An 18,474-nucleotide genomic window follows, 5' to 3' on the forward strand; every position below is an offset into this window, starting at 1 on the left:
TCGTGCGTCGGGTGTCATCGCGGCGCGGGATGCGGCGCCGAACGCAAAGCATCGAGGATCTGTTTGCCGAGCATGGTCACGTCACCGGCACCCATCGTGATGACGATGTCGCCGGGGTGAGCCAACGCCGCCACCTGCTTCGGCGCCTGTGACAGATCCGGTTGATAGTGAACAGGTTTCGTGACCGACTGAGCGACCAGCGCACCACTGACGCCCGGCATCGGCTCTTCGCGAGCGCCGTAGACATCGAGAACGACAACCTCGTCGGCCAAGTCCAGCGCCTGCGCGAACTCCTCGGCAAACGCGGCGGTGCGTGAATAGAGATGAGGTTGGAAGACCACGATCACGCGTCCGGCCGCCGAATTGGTCGACGACGAATCGTCCTCCGGTCGAACCAGATCCGCCGCCGCGCCGAGAACCGCACGAACTTCGGTCGGATGGTGGGCGTAGTCGTCGAACACCCGGACACCACGCTCGCGGCCGGTGAACTGGAACCGGCGGTGTACGCCACCGAATCCGGCGAGCCCCTCGACGATCTCCTCCGTCTCGGCGCCGGCGTCACGGGCAGCCAGTAGAGCCGCAAGTGCGTTGAGCGCCATGTGACGACCCGGCACTGCCATCCGCACGGTTCGCGCGGCGCTCTCGCCCGCCAGGTGGAACTGCAGGACTCCCCCGACGTCGTGCGCATGGAAGCCCAGTAGTCGGACTCCGACCTCGACACCGTCGACAGGCTCGAAGGCGGTGCCCGCCTCCACCTCCTGCGCGTCTGCCGATCCGTAACCGAGTACCCGGATGTCCGAACGGCCCGAGGCCACGATTCGCTTCGCGAGATCCGCCGATCCCGGGTCGTCGAGGCAAGCAATCAAGAGCCCACCCGGACGCAACTTGTCGACAAAATCGTCGAACACCTTCACATACGCTTCGACGCTGCCGAAATAGTCGAGGTGATCGGCCTCGATGTTGGTCACGACGATCACGTTGGGGTCGTACTGGAGCAGCGACCCGTCACTCTCGTCCGCCTCGGCGACAAAGACGTCACCGCTGCCGTGATGGGCATTCGTTCCCGCTTCGTTGAGTTCGCCGCCAACGGCAAACGAAGGGTCGAAACCACAGTGCTGCAGGGCGACCACTAGCATCGAGGTCGTCGACGTCTTGCCGTGTGTACCCGAAACCAGGAACGTGCGATTGCCCTGCATCAGAGATGCAAGGACAGCCGGCCGAAGAATCACCGGGATTCCGCGGCGAGCGGCCTCGACGAGTTCCGGGTTGTCCTTCGGGATAGCCGCGTGCGTCGTCACGACGACGGTCGGACCACCCGGCAGCAGGTCGAGAGCATCGGCGTCGTGGCCGATCCGGACCTGCGCCCCGCGTGCACGAAGCGCCAGGACTCCTCGGCTCTCCTTGGCGTCCGAACCCGAGACAAGGCCCCCGCGGGAAAGCAGAATTCGAGCGATGCCGGACATACCGGCACCGCCGATTCCGACCATGTGTACTCGCTCGAGGTGGGCGGGCAGCGCGGTCATCGGTTTCCCCTTGCGTTTTCCTGGACGGCGTTTTCCTTTGCCGCGATGTCGAGCACGATCCGTGCGATCTCGGTTGCCGCGGTGCGGTGCCCGACGTTGGCAGCACCACTGCTCATCTTGTCGAGGCGCGCGCTGTCGCTCAGCATCGGGACGACGGTACCGGCGACGAACGTCGGCGTGAGCTCGTTGTCGGAGACGATGATCGCACCGCCCGCTGCGACAACGGGTTTCGCGTTGAGTTCCTGCTCACCATTGCCGTGCGGCAACGGAACGTAGACGGCCGGAAGCCCGACCGCCGAGACCTCGGCGACCGTCATCGCGCCCGAACGACAGATAGTCGCGTCGGCTGCGGCATACGCGAGATCCATCCGCGAAAGATAGGGAACAGCCACATACGGTGCCGTCTCCGAGTACTGCGTGACTTCGAGAGAGTTCTTGGGTCCGTGTGCGTGAAGGACCGAGATCCCGGCCTTCGCCAGTTCTTCCGCTGCTCCGGACACCGCGTCGTTGAGCGACTTCGCGCCTTGCGATCCGCCGAAGACGAGCAGAACGGGACCGTCCTGAGGAAGTCCGAAGTACTCGCGAGCTTGCGAGCGGAGTCCCGCTCGATCGAAATTCGCGATCGACGCCCGGACCGGGATGCCAACGATCTCGGCGTCCTGATCGCCGCGGTTCTTCACACCTGACCCCGGAACGGCGGCAAGCACCCGCGTCGCCAGGCGAGCACCGATCTTGTTCGCGATGCCGGCACTGGCGTTCGCCTCGTGGATGACGATCGGAATCTTGCGGCGGCGCCGAAGAACTCCGCCACGTGCGGCAAGATACGCCGGAAGCGCGACGTAACCACCGAAACCGACGATCACGTCGGCGTCGACGGAATCGAGTACCTCACGGGTCTTGCGCACCGAGGCGAGGATGCGTGTCGGCAGTTTGACGAGATCCATCGTGGGCTTACGAGGAAGCGGAACCGGGGGAATGAGCTCGAGCGTGTACCCGCGAGCCGGCACCAAGGTGGTTTCGAGACCACGCGCCGTCCCGAGCGCAGTGATTCTGGTGTCGGGCGCAGCGGCCTTGACCGCGTCCGCGACAGCAAGTGCGGGTTCGATGTGACCAGCCGTGCCTCCCCCTGCCACCACTACCGACAGAGCCGATTTGTTGCCGCTCACCTACGAATTCCTCGCTCTCGAACTTCTCGTGGATCTTGTGCCCTACGTGTCGGCGCCTGCCGACGCTGACCATTCTGCCCTCCCGCGGTGCGCTTCCGTGACCCAGCGGCCGCACCTCGGTTGGAATCCGAGGAAGGGCGAGCACCTTGATCTGCCCGCTTGCGTCGATCGCCCGTCTCGATCGCGCGCCGGCCGTCGCGTCCGCGTGCCGGTTCGATCTGCCGTGCGGGCTTCGGTCGACGGATCGGCCGGCCCCCTGACGGCGGGTGGTACAGCACGGGCTTCGGCAGTCTGAGCAACTTCGAGATCTTGCCGTCCTGCCCGGAGTTCAGAGCGGCAACTGCTTCGGGCTCGTGGCGCGCTGCATTGGCGATGACACCGAACATGAACAATGTGATCGCCAAGGACGAACCGCCGGCGGAGACCAAGGGCAACTGGAGTCCGGTCACCGGCAGCAGTCCGATGACGTAACCGATGTTGATCATTGCCTGGCCGACGATCCAGGTAGTTGCAGTGGCCGACAGGAGCCGCCAGAACGGATCGATGCTGCGGGCTGCGATCCGCAATCCCGTGTAGACGAATACAGCGAACAAACCGATCACCACTGCGCAGCCGACAAATCCCAACTCTTCGCCGATGATCGCGAAGATGAAGTCGTTGTGCGCGTTGGGTAGGTAGTTCCACTTGGCGACGCTCTGACCGAGTCCGCGTCCGAAAAGGCCCCCGTCGGCGAGCGAATACAAAGCCTGCTTGGCCTGATAGTTGTTGCCCTGCAAGTCGTCGCTCTTGTTGAAGAAGGCTTGAACTCGATCGGAACGATAACCGGCCGTCATCGCCAGCACGCCCGCCACGACGACGCCCGTCACCGCGATCGAGCCGAAGAGCTTCAGTGGCAGCCCACCGAACCACAGCAGGGCCCCGACGATGATTCCCAATGCGATGGTCGTACTGAGGTTCGGTTGCGCGACGACCAGCGCGAAGACCAGCATTGCTGCGGGCACGAGCGGAATCAGGATCGACTTCACGGATCGGTCGTCCGGCCGCCGCGAAGCCAACAGATGGGCGCCCCAGATCGCCAACGCGACCTTCATGATTTCCGAGGGCTGCACCGAGAACCCGCCGACGTTGAACCAGCGACGCGCGCCCTGCGCTTCTGTGCCGATTCCCGGAATCAGGACGAGTACCAGCATGATCAGCACGACGACGAACAGCGGAAACGAATACTGCCGGAGCACTCTCGCCGGGATCCGCAGCGCGACGTAGAAGAGCACAGCTCCGAGAATCGCGAAGATCAACTGCTGGGTGAACAACGAATACGCCGAGCCACCGGACACGTACTGCTCGACGCTCGACGCCGACAGAACCATCACGAGCCCCAAGACAGTCAACATCGTGGCAATCGTCACCACCAGGTGGAACGACGCCAACGGCCGCGCCAACCAGGCACCGATTCGGGTCTTGGGACCCTTGGTCATCGCAAGTTCCCGGCTTGGCCAAGCGAATCCGTGAACGGATCGGGTAATGCGGCTACGGCGGCGGCGAAGCTGTCACCACGATGTCCGTAGCTGGCGAACATGTCCAAGGACGCCGCGGCCGGGGCGAGTACAACTGCATCACCGGGGGACGCCAACTCGGCAGCTTCGACTACCACTGCGGCCATGACGGCATCCGCGTCGGCACCCGACGGCAGCCGGATGGTGAGAGTCGAGTTGCTGCTGTTTTCGCTCACCACTGCATCGTCCCCCGACATCACGTGCACCACGGGAACATCGGGTGCGTGTCGCGCGAGCGCGTCCTCGATCACACCAGCGTCACGCCCGAGAAGGACAGCGCCGGAGAGTCGAGGGCCGACTTCGCTCACCAATTGGTCGACGCTGGCTCCCTTGAGCAGACCGCCGGCAACCCAGACGACGCGATCGTGCGCGAGTATCGACGGTCTGGCTGCGTGCGGATTGGTGGCCTTGGAGTCGTCGATGTACACAACGGACCCGACACGGCCGACCAGCGCCCCTCGGTGTGGGCCGACCTTGTGTGCGGCCAGACCGCGTTCGACGACGTCTGCCTCGAACCCGAGTGCCCGCGCCAAGGCGGCGGCGGCCAGCGCGTCCATGACGCCTGCCGGGCCGGCGGGATCTATCGACGCTGCTTCGGCCAAGCGGACGTGATCGCCGAATGCGTTGTCCACGAGGTGTCCCGCTTCGACACCCAGTTCTCCTTCGCCCGGTTCACCCAATCTGAACCCGGTGACAATGTCTGCAGTTGCGCGAGTTCCCAGTTCGGAAGCGATCGCGTCATCGAGGCCGACCACCGCGACCTTTCCGCTCAGCGCCCGCGACTTGGCCTCGGCGTACGCGCTCATTCCGCCGTGCCAGTCGAGGTGATCCTCGGCGACGTTGAGGACCACGCCGGCATCCGGACGCACCGAAGGCGCCCAGTGCAATTGGAAGGACGACAGTTCGACAGCGAGGTACTCCACGCGCGGCGACGTCTCGGCGAGTGCGTCGAGTATCGGCAGCCCGATGTTTCCGCAGGCTCGGCCGACAACTCCGGCGGCGTCGAGAATCGAGGCCAGCATCGACGTCGTCGTGGTCTTTCCGTTCGTCCCCGTCACGACGAGCCATTTACGGGGTGTGCCGAAGTGCCCGCTGTGGTCGACGCGCCAGGAGAACTCGACGTCTCCCCAGATGGGAATCCCGTGACCGGCGGCGGCTGCAAGGATCGGTGCATCCGGCCGAAAGCCCGGACTGGTGACTACGAGCCCGTACTCGGTGATCGAATCCGGGGCATCCTCGATCGAGGTGGTGGTCACCATGTCCGCGCCGAGCTCCGCGCAGCGCTCCGCGAAGTCCAAGGTCGAATCGGCAACCGTCACGACAGCACCGAGGGCGACGAGAGGTTCGATGGTCGCTTGACCGGACACCCGCCCACCGGCGACCAGCACTCGCGTACCGCGGAGCCAGGACAGGTCGTTCTCGGAATCCGCTGAGCTGGTCATGGTTTTCAGCCTCCGAGCGCTGCGAGGTATTCGCTGTAGAAGAGTGCCAATCCGATAGCCGACGCAATAGCCGCCAGCAACCAGAATCTGATGATGACTGTGGTTTCAGCCCACCCGGCGAGTTCGAAGTGGTGATGGAACGGCGCCATTCGGAACACCCGCCGTCGGCTGGACCGGAACACCGCTACCTGGATCACCACCGACGCGGCCTCCGCGACGAACAGTGCACCGATGACAACCATCAACAGTTCCGTGCTGGTGGTGATCGACAATCCGGCGAGCATGCCGCCGAGGGCAAGTGAACCGGTGTCGCCCATGAAGATCTTGGCGGGTGCGGCATTCCACCAGAGGAATCCGATGCACGCGCCGGCGCCGGCCGCGCAGAGCACCGCGAGGTCGAGCGGGTCTCGGACGTCGTAGCAACCCTTGCCGGGATTCGTCTCGCACGAGTAGCGGAACTGCCAGAACGTGATGATGACGTAGGCGCCGAGAACGAAACTCATCGCACCGGCGGCCAATCCGTCGAGGCCGTCGGTCAGGTTGACGGCATTGGACCAGGCGCTGACCAGTAGGTAGCAGAAGGCGATGAAGACCACGGACCCGAGTGAGACGGTGGCGATGTCGCGCACGTACGACAGATGAACACTGCCCGGAGTCAGCCCGTCGTCACCGCGGAACTGAAGGGCCAGGATTCCGAAGGCAATGGCAGCGACGAACTGTCCGACCAGCTTCGCTGTCTTGTTCAGTCCCAGATTGCGCTGCTTGCGGATCTTGATGAAGTCGTCGAGGAAACCGACTCCACCGAGCGCGGTGGTCAGACCGAGTACCAGTAGGCCGGACGCCGATGGCCCCTCCGCGTTGTCCATGCCGAGACCGATGAGGTGTGAGCCGAGATAGCCGGCCCAGATTCCGGTCAGGATCGCGACGCCGCCCATCGTGGGAGTGCCGCGCTTGGCCTGGTGACTGGCTGGACCTTCGGTTCGGATCTCCTGCCCGAAACCTTGTTTCGAGAACGCCTTGATCAGGATCGGCGTGAGCATGATGGAGACCGCCAGCGCGATGCCTGCGGCGAGAAGAATCTGGATCACTGCGAATCCCCGCCGTTCTCGCCGTCGGTGTTCTCGCTGTCGGTGTTGGGCGTTGCAGCCAGTATCGCTTCGGCGACCGTCCACAGTTCCACCGACTTGGACGCCTTCACCAGGACGAGATCGCCCGGTTCGAGTTCCGCTTCGAGAATGGCGATTGCCGCAGCTGCGTCGGGCACGACGACGGACTCGTCACCCCACGACCCCTCCATCACTGCTCCTTGATGCATCGCACGCGAGGTGCGGCCCGTCCCGACGACGATCAACTTGCTGACATCGAGTCTGACGGCCAGGCGACCGATCGCGTCGTGCTCGACAACTGATTCCGGTCCGAGCTCACCCATCTCTCCGAGCACAGCCCAGCTACGGCGACCGAAGTGCCGATCCGATCGCGCCATGGACACCAACGCTTTGAGCGCAGCGCGCATGGAATCGGGATTGGCGTTGTAACTGTCGTTGACGACGGTGACGCCGTCGGCGCGCTCGGTGACTTCCATCCGCCTCGCGGACGCTGCCTTCGTGCCCTCGAGGACACGTGCGATGTCTGTAACCGCGAGGCCGTTCTCGAGTGCGACGGCCGCCGCGGCCAGGGCGTTGCTCACGTGGTGTTCGCCGTGAACGGCCAGGCGAATACGTGCAGAACCCTGTGAACAGTTCAGTGTGAAGGAAGCCCTGGCCTGGTCGTCGACAACCACGTCGGTCGCCCGAACGTCGCAGTCTTCCGACTGGCCGACGAATACGATCCGGGCCTTGGTTCGACTCGCCATTGCGGCGACCATGCGGTCGTCGGCGTTGAGGACCGCAACTCCACCGTCGGCTGCCGACGGGAGTGCTTCCACCAGTTCACCTTTGGCGACCGCGATCGCTTCACGCGAACCGAACTCACCGAGATGGGCAGTGCCCACATTGAGAACTACGCCGATCTTCGGCGGCGCGATCTTCGTCAGTTCGCCGACATGACCGACCCCACGGGCCGACATCTCGAGAACGAGGAAGCGGGTCCTCTCGTCGGCGCGGAGCACTGTCCACGGCAGACCCAATTCGTTGTTGAACGACCCGGGGGGCGCAACCACCTCGCCGCACTCGCGCAGCAGCGCTGCTATCAGATCCTTGGTCGAGGTCTTGCCGGCAGAACCGGTGACACCGACCAGCGTCAGTCCACCATCGGCCGGTGTGCCATCAGTTGCCAGTTCGTCGACGACTGCTCGCGCCAGAAGGCCGAGGGCATGCAGGACCGCGGCTCCGGACCCGTCGGTGTCGTGTTCGAGCAGCATCACTGCACTGGGACCGTCGTTCGGCACCGATGGAACGACGATTGCCGGAACTCCGACCGGCCGCGCCGCGAGCACCGCCACAGCGCCCGCTGCCACCGCCGCTTCCGCGTGATCATGACCGTCGACACGCGCTCCGGGTAGGGCGAGGAAGAGCCCACCTGGAGCTACTTTGCGCGAATCGAATTCGACGGTTCCAGTCACCTGCGTCGACGAATCGTCGACGTCGTGCAGGGTTCCTCCGACGATCTCGGCGATCCGAGAGAGCGTCATCGGGATCATTGCTTGCCTCCATGTGCTGTGTTGATCGCGAATCGGCCGATCATTTCGCCCAACACCTCGCGGTCGTCGAACGGGTGTTTGACCCCGTCGATTTCTTGACCTACTTCGTGGCCTTTGCCTGCCACCAGGACGACATCTCCTGGCTGTGCCCACCGGACTGCTTGCTCGATCGCGGCGGCCCGGTCCCCCACTTCGCGAACCTCGCCGCGTTCGGATTCGGGCACGTCCATGGCGCCTTGCATCACCGAAGCGCGAATCTTCGCCGGATCCTCGGTGCGTGGGTTGTCGTCGGTGACGATCAGCAGGTCTGCGCCTCGCGCACCCGCTTCACCCATGAGTGCCCGTTTGCCGGCGTCGCGGTCACCGCCCGCACCGACCACCACGGCCACTCGGCCGGGAACCTGGTTGCGCAGCGTGGCGATCACGGCTTCGAGCGCTGCCGGCTTGTGGGCGTAGTCGACCACGGCGAGAAAGCTCTGCCCCCGGTCGATCCGCTGAACTCGCCCCGGGACGTCCACGGTCCCGAGCGCGCGAACAGCCGCGTCCGGGTCGAGTCCCGCAGCAAAACTGACGGTCAACGCCAGCGCAGCGTTGGCCACGTTGTATCGCCCGGGGAGACGAAGTGAGACTGGCCACGACTGTCCGTCCGGCCCGACCAACTCGAAGGTCTGCGAGCCGTCCTCGGCAACCTCGACTGCGCCGACCGTCCACTCGGCCTCGGCCGTCGAGGTCGAGACCGTGGTCACCGCGTCGCTCTCGTCGGTCGCGGCCAACTCGGCCATCCGTCGACCCCACACGTCGTCGACGCAGACGACGGCATGCTCGGCTCGCACCGTCGACTCGGGATCGAACAACCGAGCCTTGGCCTGGAAGTACTCCTCGAAGTCCCGATGGAAATCCAGGTGGTCCTGCGAAAGATTGGTGAACGCGCCGATGTCGAAGCGGATGCCGTCGACGCGTCCGAGAGCAAGAGCGTGACTGGAGACCTCCATGACGACGGTATCGATCCCCTGCTCTGCCATCACGGCGAACAGAGCATGCAGTTGCGGAGCTTCCGGCGTGGTCAGAGCGCTGGGCACCCGGCGGCCGTCGATTCGAGTCTCGATGGTCCCGACCAGGCCGGGCTTGCGGCCGGCTCCGGCAATCGCAGCTTCGAGCAAGTACGACGTCGTGGTCTTGCCCGATGTACCGGTAATGCCGACGACCTGCATCTTCTCCGAGGGCCGGCCGTAGATTTCCGCGGAGATCTCACCGAGCACATCCCGCGGGTTCGGATGAACGAGAACTGGGACGGACCGGTCAGGCGCCTTGTCCGCGGCCTCGATCAGTTCGAGGCCGGCCTCGTCGGTCAAGATCGCGGTCGCACCGCGCCCCAGAGCGTCGACGGCGAACTGAGCGCCATGGGTCCGTGCACCGGGCAGAGCGGCGAAGAGGTCATCGGTCACGATTCCCTGCGCACGCAGGTCGACGCCCTTGACGACGACCTCCGAGGACTGTGATCCCGGTTGCCCCACCCATTCGAGGCGAGCCCCGGACAGTTCGGAGAGCGCCGTGATCGCGGTAGCAACCGGTTGTGTCGGACGCGTCCCGGGAGCGCCGTCCGAGTTCGACGATTGCAAACGATTCGGCACTGTCACTCGACTCCTGGCAATTGTCGTTGTTCTATCGCGGTCGTTGTCTATGGCGGTCGTTGTCTATGGCGGTCGCAACGCAAGCAAAGTTCGGCGCACTGCGATGAATGAGGTTACTGCGACGTTTGAGATTACCGTGTCCGGGATTCACCCGAAGACCGTGTCGAAACCGACGCACCGCAATCAGTCCGCCTGCAACACCAACTTGCGACCGGGGTCCGGCGACATCGGGACACTGTCACGCTGGAGCATCCACGACGCGATGTTGTGGAACAACGGTGCCGCCGACTGACCGCCGCCGCCGTCCACGCCGCGAACCGGTGCGTCGAGCATGATTCCGATCACGAATCGAGGATTGTCCGCAGGCGCGATTCCCGCGAAGGTGATCCAGTAGTTGGAGTTGGAGTAGCACTTGCACGCGGGATCCACCTGCTGCGCGGTCCCGGTCTTTCCACTGACCTGGTATCCCTCGACGCCCGCGGCAACACCGGTTCCTCGTTGGTTGCCGGTGTCTTCCTGAGTGACCGACCGGAACATGTCCCGAACAGTCGCCGCTGTCTGGGCGCTGACCACCTCGACGCCCTCGGGCTGCGGCGTCTCGGTCCGCGTGCCGGAAGAGTCGACAGTCGACTTCACGATCCGCGGAGGAATTCGCACGCCGTCGTTGGCAATGGCCTGGTACATCCCGGTCATCTGCAGGGTTGTCATCGAGAGACCCTGCCCGATCGGCAGGTTCGCGAAGGTTCCGCCGGACCACTGGTCGCGACTCGGAACGCTGCCCGCGCTCTCGCCGGGAAGTCCGACGTCGGTGCGTTGTCCGAGGCCGAACCTGTTCAGCATGTCTGCGTAGCGATCCTCGCCCACTCGCTGAGCGAGCATCAAGGTGCCGACGTTCGAGGACTTTCCGAATACACCGGTAGAGGTGTACGGGGCCACACCGTGATCCCACGCGTCCTTGACTGTGGCACCGGACATCGTGATGCTGCCCGGGACCTGCAGAACTTCGTCCGGAGTTGTCTTACCGTCCTCGATGGCCGCTGCTGCGGTGACGATCTTGTTCACCGATCCGGGCTCGAACGGCGTACTGACCGACGGATTGCCCATTTCGGCTGTCGGCGCGTTCTTGTCGATGCCGATTGCGGGGTTGAAGGTGCTGTCGTTGGACATGGCCAACACCTGTCCCGTCTTGGAGTCCATGACCACAACCGAAGCGTTCTTTGCGCCCGACTTGTCCTTGGCGATCTGGACCTGCTGCTGAACGTAGAACTGGAGGTCCGAATCGATGGTCAGCTCGACACCCGAACCGTTGACTGCCGGTTGCTTGTCACGCCAGCTGCCGGGGATCACAGCGCCGTCGGAACCGCGGTCGTACGTTTCGGATCCATCGGTTCCGGCGAGCGTGGAGTCCATCGAATCTTCGAGACCGAGCAAACCGTGCCCGTCCCAGCCGGTCGCGCCGACGAGATTCGCGGCCAGAGAGCCACCGGGGTACTCGCGGATGTCCTGACGCTCGAGGCCGACCTCCCGGAACTTGTCCGAGATCTCGGCAGCAACCGCCGGATCCACGCTGCGCGCGAGGTACGTGAAAGTCTCGTTGCTGTTCATCTTCTGAAGCAGATCTTTTTCCGGAACGGTATCGCCGAGCTTGGCGTGGATTCCGGCGGCGATCTCGGCGAGGCGATCGCTCACTTCCGGCGCCTGCTTGTCACCCTCGGCGCCCTGCTCGATGCTCTTGGCGCGCGCTTCCTCGAGTTCCTTGCGTACCCGCACCGGCTGGAAAGTCAGCGCCTTGGCTTCCATGGTGAAGGCGAGGGGGTTTCCGTTGCGATCGGTTATCGAGCCACGTACAGCCGGATCGACCTGCGTCGTGGTTCGTTGATTGGCAGATTCCGCAGCCAGACTCGGCGCGTCGATTCCCTGAATCCACAAGAGCTGCAATGCCGCAACGGCGAGCGCACCACACATGGTGATACGACCGACTCGCTGACGAAACGGAAATGAGGCGGTGGCCGAGCGGCGCGGACGCCGACCGGGGTTGTTACGGGAGTTCTGACTCACCGACGTTCCTCAGGCGGAGCAGGCACCGCCGTCGTGGTGGCGGGTGCTGTCGTCGTGGGGATCACAGGAACCAATTGTTCACTCTGCGCGAGGTTTCGCGTGTTATTCGGAACGCTCGGCGTGGCTCCGGGAGCAACCGGCGTTGTGGTGCGCGGGGGTGTCGCAGTCGGTGCGGGCACCGATGTGGGCGCATCGAGCGGCGGCATAGCTCCGGCAGTCGCGGGAGTCGGCGTTCCGACGACCTCGACCGAACCGTCCGGATGAACTACCAGTCGTGCAGGGTCCTTGGCGGGGACCATGCCGAGAGCGCTTGCCTGATTTGCCAACTCCGGAGCCGAGTTACGCGACTGGAAGTCACGTTCGAGCGCTGCTTTCTGCTCGACCAAAGACTGGTTGTATGCACGTGCATCACTGAGTTGGTACGAATCCTCGGCAGCGCGAGTGGTCAGCAGCAGAGTCACCGCGAGACCGATGGACAGAAGTCCGATGACGGAGGCGACGAACGGCACTCTCCCCTTGAGCATCGCCCGAGGAGAGATAGACGGGCCGGCAGCAGCGACAGTTCCGGTCCGGCCTGCCGCCCGTGCGGTGCGCTTGTCGTATGCACGTTGCGCTGCACCGGATTTGCCCTGACGACTCATGCCCGCCTCCTGGAAATGCGTTCTGCGGCACGCAAACGCACCGGAGCTGATCGTGGGTTCTCTTCGATTTCCTGCTCTGACGCACGTTCTGCGCCACGGGTGAGAATGCGGAACTCCGGTCCCATACCCGGCAACTCGACCGGTAGTCCTTCAGGACTGGTGGACTTCGAGCGGGGAACCAACTCCGCCTTCACAACTCGATCCTCGAGCGACTGGTAGGACATGAACACCACTCGCCCACCGACTGCCAGTGCGTCGAGCCCGGCAGGAACGGCTGCACGAAGCGAATCCAACTCGGCATTGACTTCGATCCGCAGCGCTTGGAAGGTGCGCTTGGCCGGGTGTCCCCCCGTACGCCGCGTGGCTGCCGGGATTGTTCGGTACAGCAATTCGACCAGAGCTGCACTGGTGGTGAAGGGTTCACGCTCACGCTGCCGAAGGATCTCGGACGCAATCTTTCCCGCGAACCGTTCTTCGCCGTACGTGCTCAGAATGCGAGCAAGGTCGCCGTGACTGTAAGTGTTCAGGACCTCTGCCGCGGTCAGCCCGACCGTCTGATCCATCCGCATGTCGAGAGGAGCGTCGATCGAGTACGCAAAACCTCGGTCGGCTTCGTCCAACTGCATCGACGACACACCCAGATCGAAAAGGATCGCGTGAACCGACTCCGTCGACGGCAGACCTGCCTGTTCGAGCGCGTCCTCGATCCCGTCATACGTGGTGTGCACGAACGTCGTTCGGTCCGCGAATGGCGCCAGACGCTCTGAAGCGATCCGGAGTGCGTTGGTGTCGCGATCGAGACCGATGAGGTGAAGGCCCGGGTACTTGCCCAGGAAGAATTCGGAGTGGCCACCGAGCCCCAACGTCGCATCGATCATGTATGCGCCCGCTCCACCGTCACCGACGGCGGTGATGGCAGGGCCGAGAAGATCGTCGGCGCGGTGCAGAAGTACAGGGACGTGCGCGAAGCCATCGGCATCCGAGGGTTCGTTCACCTCGTGATCCACCATGATTGCTCCGGCTCCTACTTTCATGATTTCCGATGACTTTTCGAAAAGGTGCTGACTTTCCGAGAAGGCGATGACTGTTCGAGAAGGCGAATGCTTCGAGGTCCCTGCCCGAAGGAGAACCTGGCGCTGGGGAAGTGCGTCAGGGTCTTTCCGGGCAGAGGCCTCGCGGCATTCGCCGGGGGCTCTTCGCCTAGACGATCTCGCTGAGAGATTCGCCTGTTGCCTGCGAATAGTCCTCTTCGTTGTCTCCGAGATACCTCTCCCAGGCTGCTAGATCCCAGATCTCGAGGTAATCGACGGAGCCGGTCACTACGCATTCCTTGGACAGGTTTGCGTAACGCCGATGATCAGCCGAGAGGGTGATTCGCCCCTGGGCATCGGCGTGCTGTTCATCTGTGCCGGCGGCCAGGGCACGGACATACGCCCGAGCTGCCGGATCATTGCGTGGAGCTGCCGCTGCCTTTCGAGCAAGCTTGACGAACTCGTCCCGGGGGTAGATGGCGAGGCTGTGATCCTGACTCTTGGTGATCATCAATCCTCCTGCCAGTTCGTCTCGGAACTTTGCCGGCAACGTGAGCCGACCTTTGTCGTCGAGCTTCGGCGTGAAGGTACCGAGGAACACTCGACACCTCCTGCGAGCTTGCGCTGAAACCCTCCCTATCGAGCGGATCGTGCTTCAGCTCTCCGCCCGAACCCACAGTACCCCACTTTCCCCCACAAACAAGGAGCACATGGTCCCTATTCAGCATCATTTGCTGATAAATAGCAGGTCAGCGCAGGTGGGGAGACGTGGGGGAAATTTGTAACCGTGTCCCGGCCCACACCGCCGTCAGATCGACCCTTTACGCCACGATCTGTTGCTCCCCCACACAAAATCGCAGTACAAGCGCGGTTTTCGAATAGACGTGAGCGGGACGAGGTCTGGTCGTGCGTTGCAGTTCGACCAGGGTGGAGGAAAGTGGAGGGCCGAGTGGAGCGAAGTGGAGGAAGCCCGCGGGCATGCCCTGAGGCAGCAGGAGTGGCGAGTGATTCGCTCGCACGTCACTGATTCACTCGATGGATTGCCGGCGCACACGTACAACACCCACAGCAACGGCGTGTGGCGGTCGGCAACCTTGGTTGCCGACCGCCACACGTGTGGTCGTCCGTGCCCTGAAGAGGGCGTCACGTCCGAACTGCATCACTCTCGAAGTACGCCCGAAGAAGGGCGGGAGAGCTAGTCCTGCTCGAACCTGCGTTTGAATCGATCTTCCATCCGCGACGAGAATCCGCCGCCGGACTTCCGGCCGCGTCCCCGCCCGGATCCGCCGGCACTACCCCTACCCGGCGGACCGGAGGGATGATTGCCACCTTCGGAAGCGGAGTCGGCGGCCGGCGCAGACTTACGTCCACCACCCCAGAGGAACAACACCCCTGCGCCGAACATGAACAAGAAACCGAACAGGCTGATGATCGGAAAACCGCCCGGCTTGAGCGGGAGTGCAACCCCCGCGATCAGCAGGACCAGACCCAGCACGAATAGAGCCGCTGCTTGGAACCGCCGTCTACTCGACGGCGCCCGCATACGGCCGCCCCTCACATTGGAGGCGAACTTGGGGTCTTCGGCATAGAGAGCGCTCTCGATCTGATCGAGCATGCGCTGCTCGTGCTCGGAGAGTGGCACGGTACCTCCCCCGGCACTGGAAGTTTGGCAACCACCCCACGGTGTGAGGCGGCGGGTAATCAAGTTGGACGATTACCTGTTTTCATAATACGAGCAGTTTAGGTCTCGGACCACCAACTCCGGGTACGAGTTCCGCCACAAGCGTACGTATTCGTGCCGAAGGGCCCCGATTCGGCTCCATTTGCCTGTGCGGACCAGGAAATTCCCCGGAAACAACTGCCGACACGGACCATTTGTTCACGACGCTCGCAAATGCTCGGACGCGTCCTGACCGATGAAATCTTCGACCGCCGTGAGAAAACGGCCGACCTCGGCGAAGAATGCGTCGGAATCGGAGTCCGTGATCACGATCGACACGCCGGTTTCCACGGCCGCACGCGTAGCGGACCACCCTGCGAAGAATTTCGACCACGCTCCGAACGCGGGCGCTGCGGCGTCCATCAGAACCCACGCGTTTCCACTTCGCTTGCGCTTCGAGCCGGCACCGGCAGGAGCTGCGGCCAACACTGCCCCGGCACCACGTAGGGCCGCCAGGTAGGCACACCGGAACCGGTCGGCAGGATCGCCCGCCCCAATCGCTTCCTCTAAAAGCGCATCCGCCTTCCGGAGCAGCCCCCACGCCACACCGGACTTTCCCACTCGAGCAGTGCGGTCGCTGGCGTCACTCGCGCCGAAGGACCGCCTCGCCGACATCGGCAATCGAGAAATTGCGGCATCCGACGGACTCGACAACTCGGCAGGAAGAGTTCGTTGGCACTTCACACGTTCAGGCTTCACACGCTCGGACATCGGGGCACCTCCTGCACCGTGAGGATCCAAGACCAGGTGGTCCGGAGATGCCCGCTTCCCTTCGGGCATCTCCGGATCACCCACATCGAACATCTGTTCGACCTATTCAATATAACTGCACCCACCGACACGCCGTCAAGAGAAGAGGTGAGACCGGTCGACCCGCAGATCGCCTGGACACCACATACGGTCGACCTCGATCGCGCAGAATTCGCGAGTCGACTCCACGAGGCACTGGCCGTGTACGTCACCGCGATGGACTATCCGCGAGGAACCGAGTTCCATCGCGCACCGATGTGGCAGGAGCACGCGAACCGGCCTGGCTGGAAGGCAGTCGGCGCTTTGGCGGTTCCTCAGCAACCGTCACACGAAAATCTGCCGCTGGTGGGGATCGCTTACGGGTATCGCGGGAGCCCGGACCAGTGGTGGCATCAACAGGTACTGCACGGGCTTCGGCGCTCGGGTCGTCCCCAGAGCGAGATCGACGCGATTCTGAGCGACTACTTCGAACTCACCGAACTCCACGTGCATCCGAACGGACAAGGTCACCGGTTGGGCGAATCGCTCTTGCGTCACCTCCTCGTCGATCGACCCGAACGCAGTGTTCTGTTGTCGACACCCGAGGTGTACGACGAGGACAACCGAGCCTGGCGGCTGTACCGTCGCCTCGGCTTTCGTGACGTGCTCCGCAGATTTCGTTTTGCCGGCGACAACCGGCCGTTCGCAGTCCTCGGCCGTGGACTCCCACTGTGAGCGCGCTTCTCGACGCCGTCGTCGTCGGCTCCGGACACAACGCGCTCGTATCGGCCGCCTACCTCGCACGCGAGGGTTGGTCGGTCGAGGTTCTGGAGAAGGACACGGTTCTCGGCGGCGCAGTCTCGACCGTCGAGCGATTTCCCGGATACAAGGTGGACCGGGGGTCGTCGGCACACCTCATGATCCGACACAGCGGCATCATCGAGGAACTCGGACTCGGCGCGCACGGACTGCGCTACATCGACTGTGACCCGTGGGCGTTCGCGCCGCCCGCCCCGGGCACCGACGGGCCGGGCATCGTGTTTCACCGCGACCTCGACGCAACCTGCTGGTCCATCGAACGAGCATGCGGGACAAAGGACGCCGACTCCTACCGGCGATTCGTCGCGGTCTGGTCGGAGCGCAGTCGACATGTCATGAAAGCGTTTTCCGCACCGCCCACCGGATCGAACCTGATCGGTGCGTTCGGAGGTCTCGCCACCGCACGCGGCAACAGCGAACTGTCTCGGCAGTTCCTCGCGCCTGGCGACGCACTGCTCGACGAGTATTTCGACAGTGAGGCACTCAAAGCAGCGCTTGCGTGGTTCGGCGCCCAGTCCGGGCCTGCGATGTCGGAACCGGGAACCGCTCCGATGGTCGGCTTCGCGGCCCTCATGCACATCTTGCCGCCAGGGCGAGCAGTCGGTGGAAGCGGCGCACTGAGTGCTGCGTTGGCCTCCCGGATGGCCGTCGACGGCGCCACGGTCGCGCTCGGTGACGGCGTGACGTCGATCCGCCGAAACTCGAGTCACTGGACCGCCACAACCAAGAGCGGTCGAGAAGTTCACGCTCGCAAGGTAATCGCCGGGTGCCACATCCTGACCACGCTCGACCTCCTGGGCCGAGGGGGCTTCGACCGAACCACGCTCGATCACTGGCGGCGGAAAATCAGGGTCGGCCCCGGCATCGGCGCGGTACTTCGACTGGCGACATCCGCGCTTCCGTCGTACCGCGGCGACGCCACGACACGGGAAAGTACCTCGGGATTGCAATTACTCGTCTCCGATCGCGCACACTTGCGCACTGCACACGGCGCAGCACTGGCGGGGGAACTTCCTCCTCGCCCTGCGGTTCTCGGAATGAGTTTCAGCGGAATCGATCCCACGATCGCCCCGGCCGGTCGGCATCAGGTGACACTGTGGTCGCAGTGGCAACCGTATCGCCTCAGCGGACATCGCGATTGGGCATCGGTCGCCGAGGCGGAGGCCGACCGGATCGTCGGCGAGATGGAGGCTTTCGCACCCGGGTTCGCCGATTCCGTCCTCGACCGGTTCATTCAGACCCCCCGGGACATCGAGTCGGAATTGGGGATGATCGGCGGAAATGTCATGCACGTCGAGATGTCACTCGATCAGATGATGTTGTGGCGACCGCTTCCGGAACTGTCCGGCCATCGCGTTCCGGGAGCAGACGGGTTGTATCTGACCGGAGCATCGACTCATCCCGGTGGCGGTGTGTCCGGAGCCAGTGGTCGCAGTGCGGCTCGAATCGCACTGTCGGACAGCCGCCGGGGCGCGACTCGTCGTTGGATGCGTCGTTCGAGCAGGTCGTGAAGGTCACCCGCC

Annotated in this window: 16 protein-coding genes; 3 read left to right on the top strand and 13 right to left on the bottom strand. The window is 63.9% G+C overall.

The window, feature by feature from the left end; all coding sequences use genetic code 11:
- Window positions 1-14 precede the first annotated feature (14 nt).
- The 11 genes from murC to mraZ all read right to left on the bottom strand — a co-directional run bounded on the left by murC (window position 15) and on the right by mraZ (window position 14,284).
- Window positions 15-1,523: a UDP-N-acetylmuramate--L-alanine ligase gene (gene murC / locus V3587_RS19340; protein WP_030537033.1), complete on the bottom strand. Its 1,509-nt coding sequence runs from the start codon at window positions 1,521-1,523 to the stop codon at window positions 15-17.
- Complete coding sequence (gene murG, locus V3587_RS19345; RefSeq protein WP_003941767.1) at window positions 1,520-2,689, bottom strand: undecaprenyldiphospho-muramoylpentapeptide beta-N-acetylglucosaminyltransferase; 1,170 nt, start codon at window positions 2,687-2,689, stop codon at window positions 1,520-1,522. The genes murC and murG overlap by 4 nt, the downstream gene beginning before the upstream one ends.
- Window positions 2,686-4,164: a putative lipid II flippase FtsW gene (ftsW, locus tag V3587_RS19350; RefSeq protein ID WP_007730088.1), complete on the bottom strand. Its 1,479-nt coding sequence runs from the start codon at window positions 4,162-4,164 to the stop codon at window positions 2,686-2,688. Before ftsW ends, murG begins: the two co-directional genes overlap by 4 nt.
- Complete coding sequence (gene murD, locus V3587_RS19355; RefSeq protein WP_283377199.1) at window positions 4,161-5,684, bottom strand: UDP-N-acetylmuramoyl-L-alanine--D-glutamate ligase; 1,524 nt, start codon at window positions 5,682-5,684, stop codon at window positions 4,161-4,163. Before murD ends, ftsW begins: the two co-directional genes overlap by 4 nt.
- Window positions 5,685-5,689: 5 nt before the next feature.
- On the bottom strand, window positions 5,690-6,772 hold the full coding sequence (gene mraY / locus V3587_RS19360; RefSeq protein ID WP_003941699.1) for a phospho-N-acetylmuramoyl-pentapeptide-transferase: 1,083 nt from the start codon (window positions 6,770-6,772) through the stop codon (window positions 5,690-5,692).
- On the bottom strand, window positions 6,769-8,322 hold the full coding sequence (locus tag V3587_RS19365; RefSeq protein ID WP_283377200.1) for a UDP-N-acetylmuramoyl-tripeptide--D-alanyl-D-alanine ligase: 1,554 nt from the start codon (window positions 8,320-8,322) through the stop codon (window positions 6,769-6,771). The genes mraY and V3587_RS19365 overlap by 4 nt, the downstream gene beginning before the upstream one ends.
- The gene (locus V3587_RS19370) at window positions 8,319-9,953 is read right to left on the bottom strand and encodes a UDP-N-acetylmuramoyl-L-alanyl-D-glutamate--2,6-diaminopimelate ligase (protein ID WP_042921840.1); all 1,635 of its coding nucleotides are present in this window, start codon (window positions 9,951-9,953) and stop codon (window positions 8,319-8,321) included. Before V3587_RS19370 ends, V3587_RS19365 begins: the two co-directional genes overlap by 4 nt.
- A gap of 183 nt (window positions 9,954-10,136) precedes the next feature.
- On the bottom strand, window positions 10,137-12,011 hold the full coding sequence (locus V3587_RS19375) for a peptidoglycan D,D-transpeptidase FtsI family protein (protein WP_003941764.1): 1,875 nt from the start codon (window positions 12,009-12,011) through the stop codon (window positions 10,137-10,139).
- Window positions 12,008-12,652: a hypothetical protein gene (locus V3587_RS19380; protein WP_003941715.1), complete on the bottom strand. Its 645-nt coding sequence runs from the start codon at window positions 12,650-12,652 to the stop codon at window positions 12,008-12,010. The genes V3587_RS19375 and V3587_RS19380 overlap by 4 nt, the downstream gene beginning before the upstream one ends.
- Window positions 12,649-13,662: a 16S rRNA (cytosine(1402)-N(4))-methyltransferase RsmH gene (gene rsmH / locus V3587_RS19385; protein ID WP_007730079.1), complete on the bottom strand. Its 1,014-nt coding sequence runs from the start codon at window positions 13,660-13,662 to the stop codon at window positions 12,649-12,651. The genes V3587_RS19380 and rsmH overlap by 4 nt, the downstream gene beginning before the upstream one ends.
- Window positions 13,663-13,852: 190 nt before the next feature.
- On the bottom strand, window positions 13,853-14,284 hold the full coding sequence (gene mraZ, locus V3587_RS19390; protein WP_003941779.1) for a division/cell wall cluster transcriptional repressor MraZ: 432 nt from the start codon (window positions 14,282-14,284) through the stop codon (window positions 13,853-13,855).
- Between the two features lie 403 nt (window positions 14,285-14,687).
- On the opposite strand from mraZ, the gene V3587_RS19395 reads away from it, so the two are divergent.
- Window positions 14,688-14,882, top strand: coding sequence for a hypothetical protein (locus V3587_RS19395; RefSeq protein WP_003941749.1), 195 nt, complete (start codon window positions 14,688-14,690; stop codon window positions 14,880-14,882).
- Here the strand turns inward: V3587_RS19395 and V3587_RS19400 are convergent.
- A complete protein-coding gene (locus V3587_RS19400) occupies window positions 14,879-15,325 on the bottom strand; it encodes a DUF3040 domain-containing protein (RefSeq protein WP_003941660.1) in 447 nt (148 codons plus the stop codon). The genes V3587_RS19395 and V3587_RS19400 overlap by 4 nt on opposite strands.
- A gap of 237 nt (window positions 15,326-15,562) precedes the next feature.
- Window positions 15,563-16,114 carry an SAV_6107 family HEPN domain-containing protein gene (locus V3587_RS19405; RefSeq protein WP_225320059.1) on the bottom strand — a complete coding sequence of 184 codons (552 nt, stop codon included), beginning with the start codon at window positions 16,112-16,114 and terminating at the stop codon, window positions 15,563-15,565.
- A 147-nt stretch (window positions 16,115-16,261) separates the two neighbouring features.
- On the opposite strand from V3587_RS19405, the gene V3587_RS19410 reads away from it, so the two are divergent.
- Both V3587_RS19410 and V3587_RS19415 read left to right on the top strand, forming a co-directional pair.
- Window positions 16,262-16,867 carry a GNAT family N-acetyltransferase gene (locus V3587_RS19410; protein ID WP_003941672.1) on the top strand — a complete coding sequence of 202 codons (606 nt, stop codon included), beginning with the start codon at window positions 16,262-16,264 and terminating at the stop codon, window positions 16,865-16,867.
- Window positions 16,864-18,462: a phytoene desaturase family protein gene (locus V3587_RS19415; protein ID WP_230358787.1), complete on the top strand. Its 1,599-nt coding sequence runs from the start codon at window positions 16,864-16,866 to the stop codon at window positions 18,460-18,462. The genes V3587_RS19410 and V3587_RS19415 overlap by 4 nt, the downstream gene beginning before the upstream one ends.
- Window positions 18,463-18,474 lie beyond the last annotated feature (12 nt).

The sequence above is a fragment of the Rhodococcus sp. IEGM 1306 genome (assembly GCF_036541985.1).
GTDB lineage: Bacteria > Actinomycetota > Actinomycetes > Mycobacteriales > Mycobacteriaceae > Rhodococcus_F > Rhodococcus_F qingshengii.

Excerpts from the sequence above, each read along its gene's own strand:
- murD (WP_283377199.1), bottom strand. The coding sequence starts at position 5,684 with ATGACCAGCTCAGCGGATTCCGAGAACGACCTGTCCTGGCTCCGCGGT.
- murC (WP_030537033.1), bottom strand. The coding sequence starts at position 1,523 with ATGACCGCGCTGCCCGCCCACCTCGAGCGAGTACACATGGTCGGAATC.
- rsmH (WP_007730079.1), bottom strand. The coding sequence starts at position 13,662 with ATGGTGGATCACGAGGTGAACGAACCCTCGGATGCCGATGGCTTCGCG.
- V3587_RS19380 (WP_003941715.1), bottom strand. The coding sequence starts at position 12,652 with ATGAGTCGTCAGGGCAAATCCGGTGCAGCGCAACGTGCATACGACAAG.
- ftsW (WP_007730088.1), bottom strand. The coding sequence starts at position 4,164 with ATGACCAAGGGTCCCAAGACCCGAATCGGTGCCTGGTTGGCGCGGCCG.
- V3587_RS19365 (WP_283377200.1), bottom strand. The coding sequence starts at position 8,322 with ATGATCCCGATGACGCTCTCTCGGATCGCCGAGATCGTCGGAGGAACC.
- V3587_RS19405 (WP_225320059.1), bottom strand. The coding sequence starts at position 16,114 with ATGTCCGAGCGTGTGAAGCCTGAACGTGTGAAGTGCCAACGAACTCTT.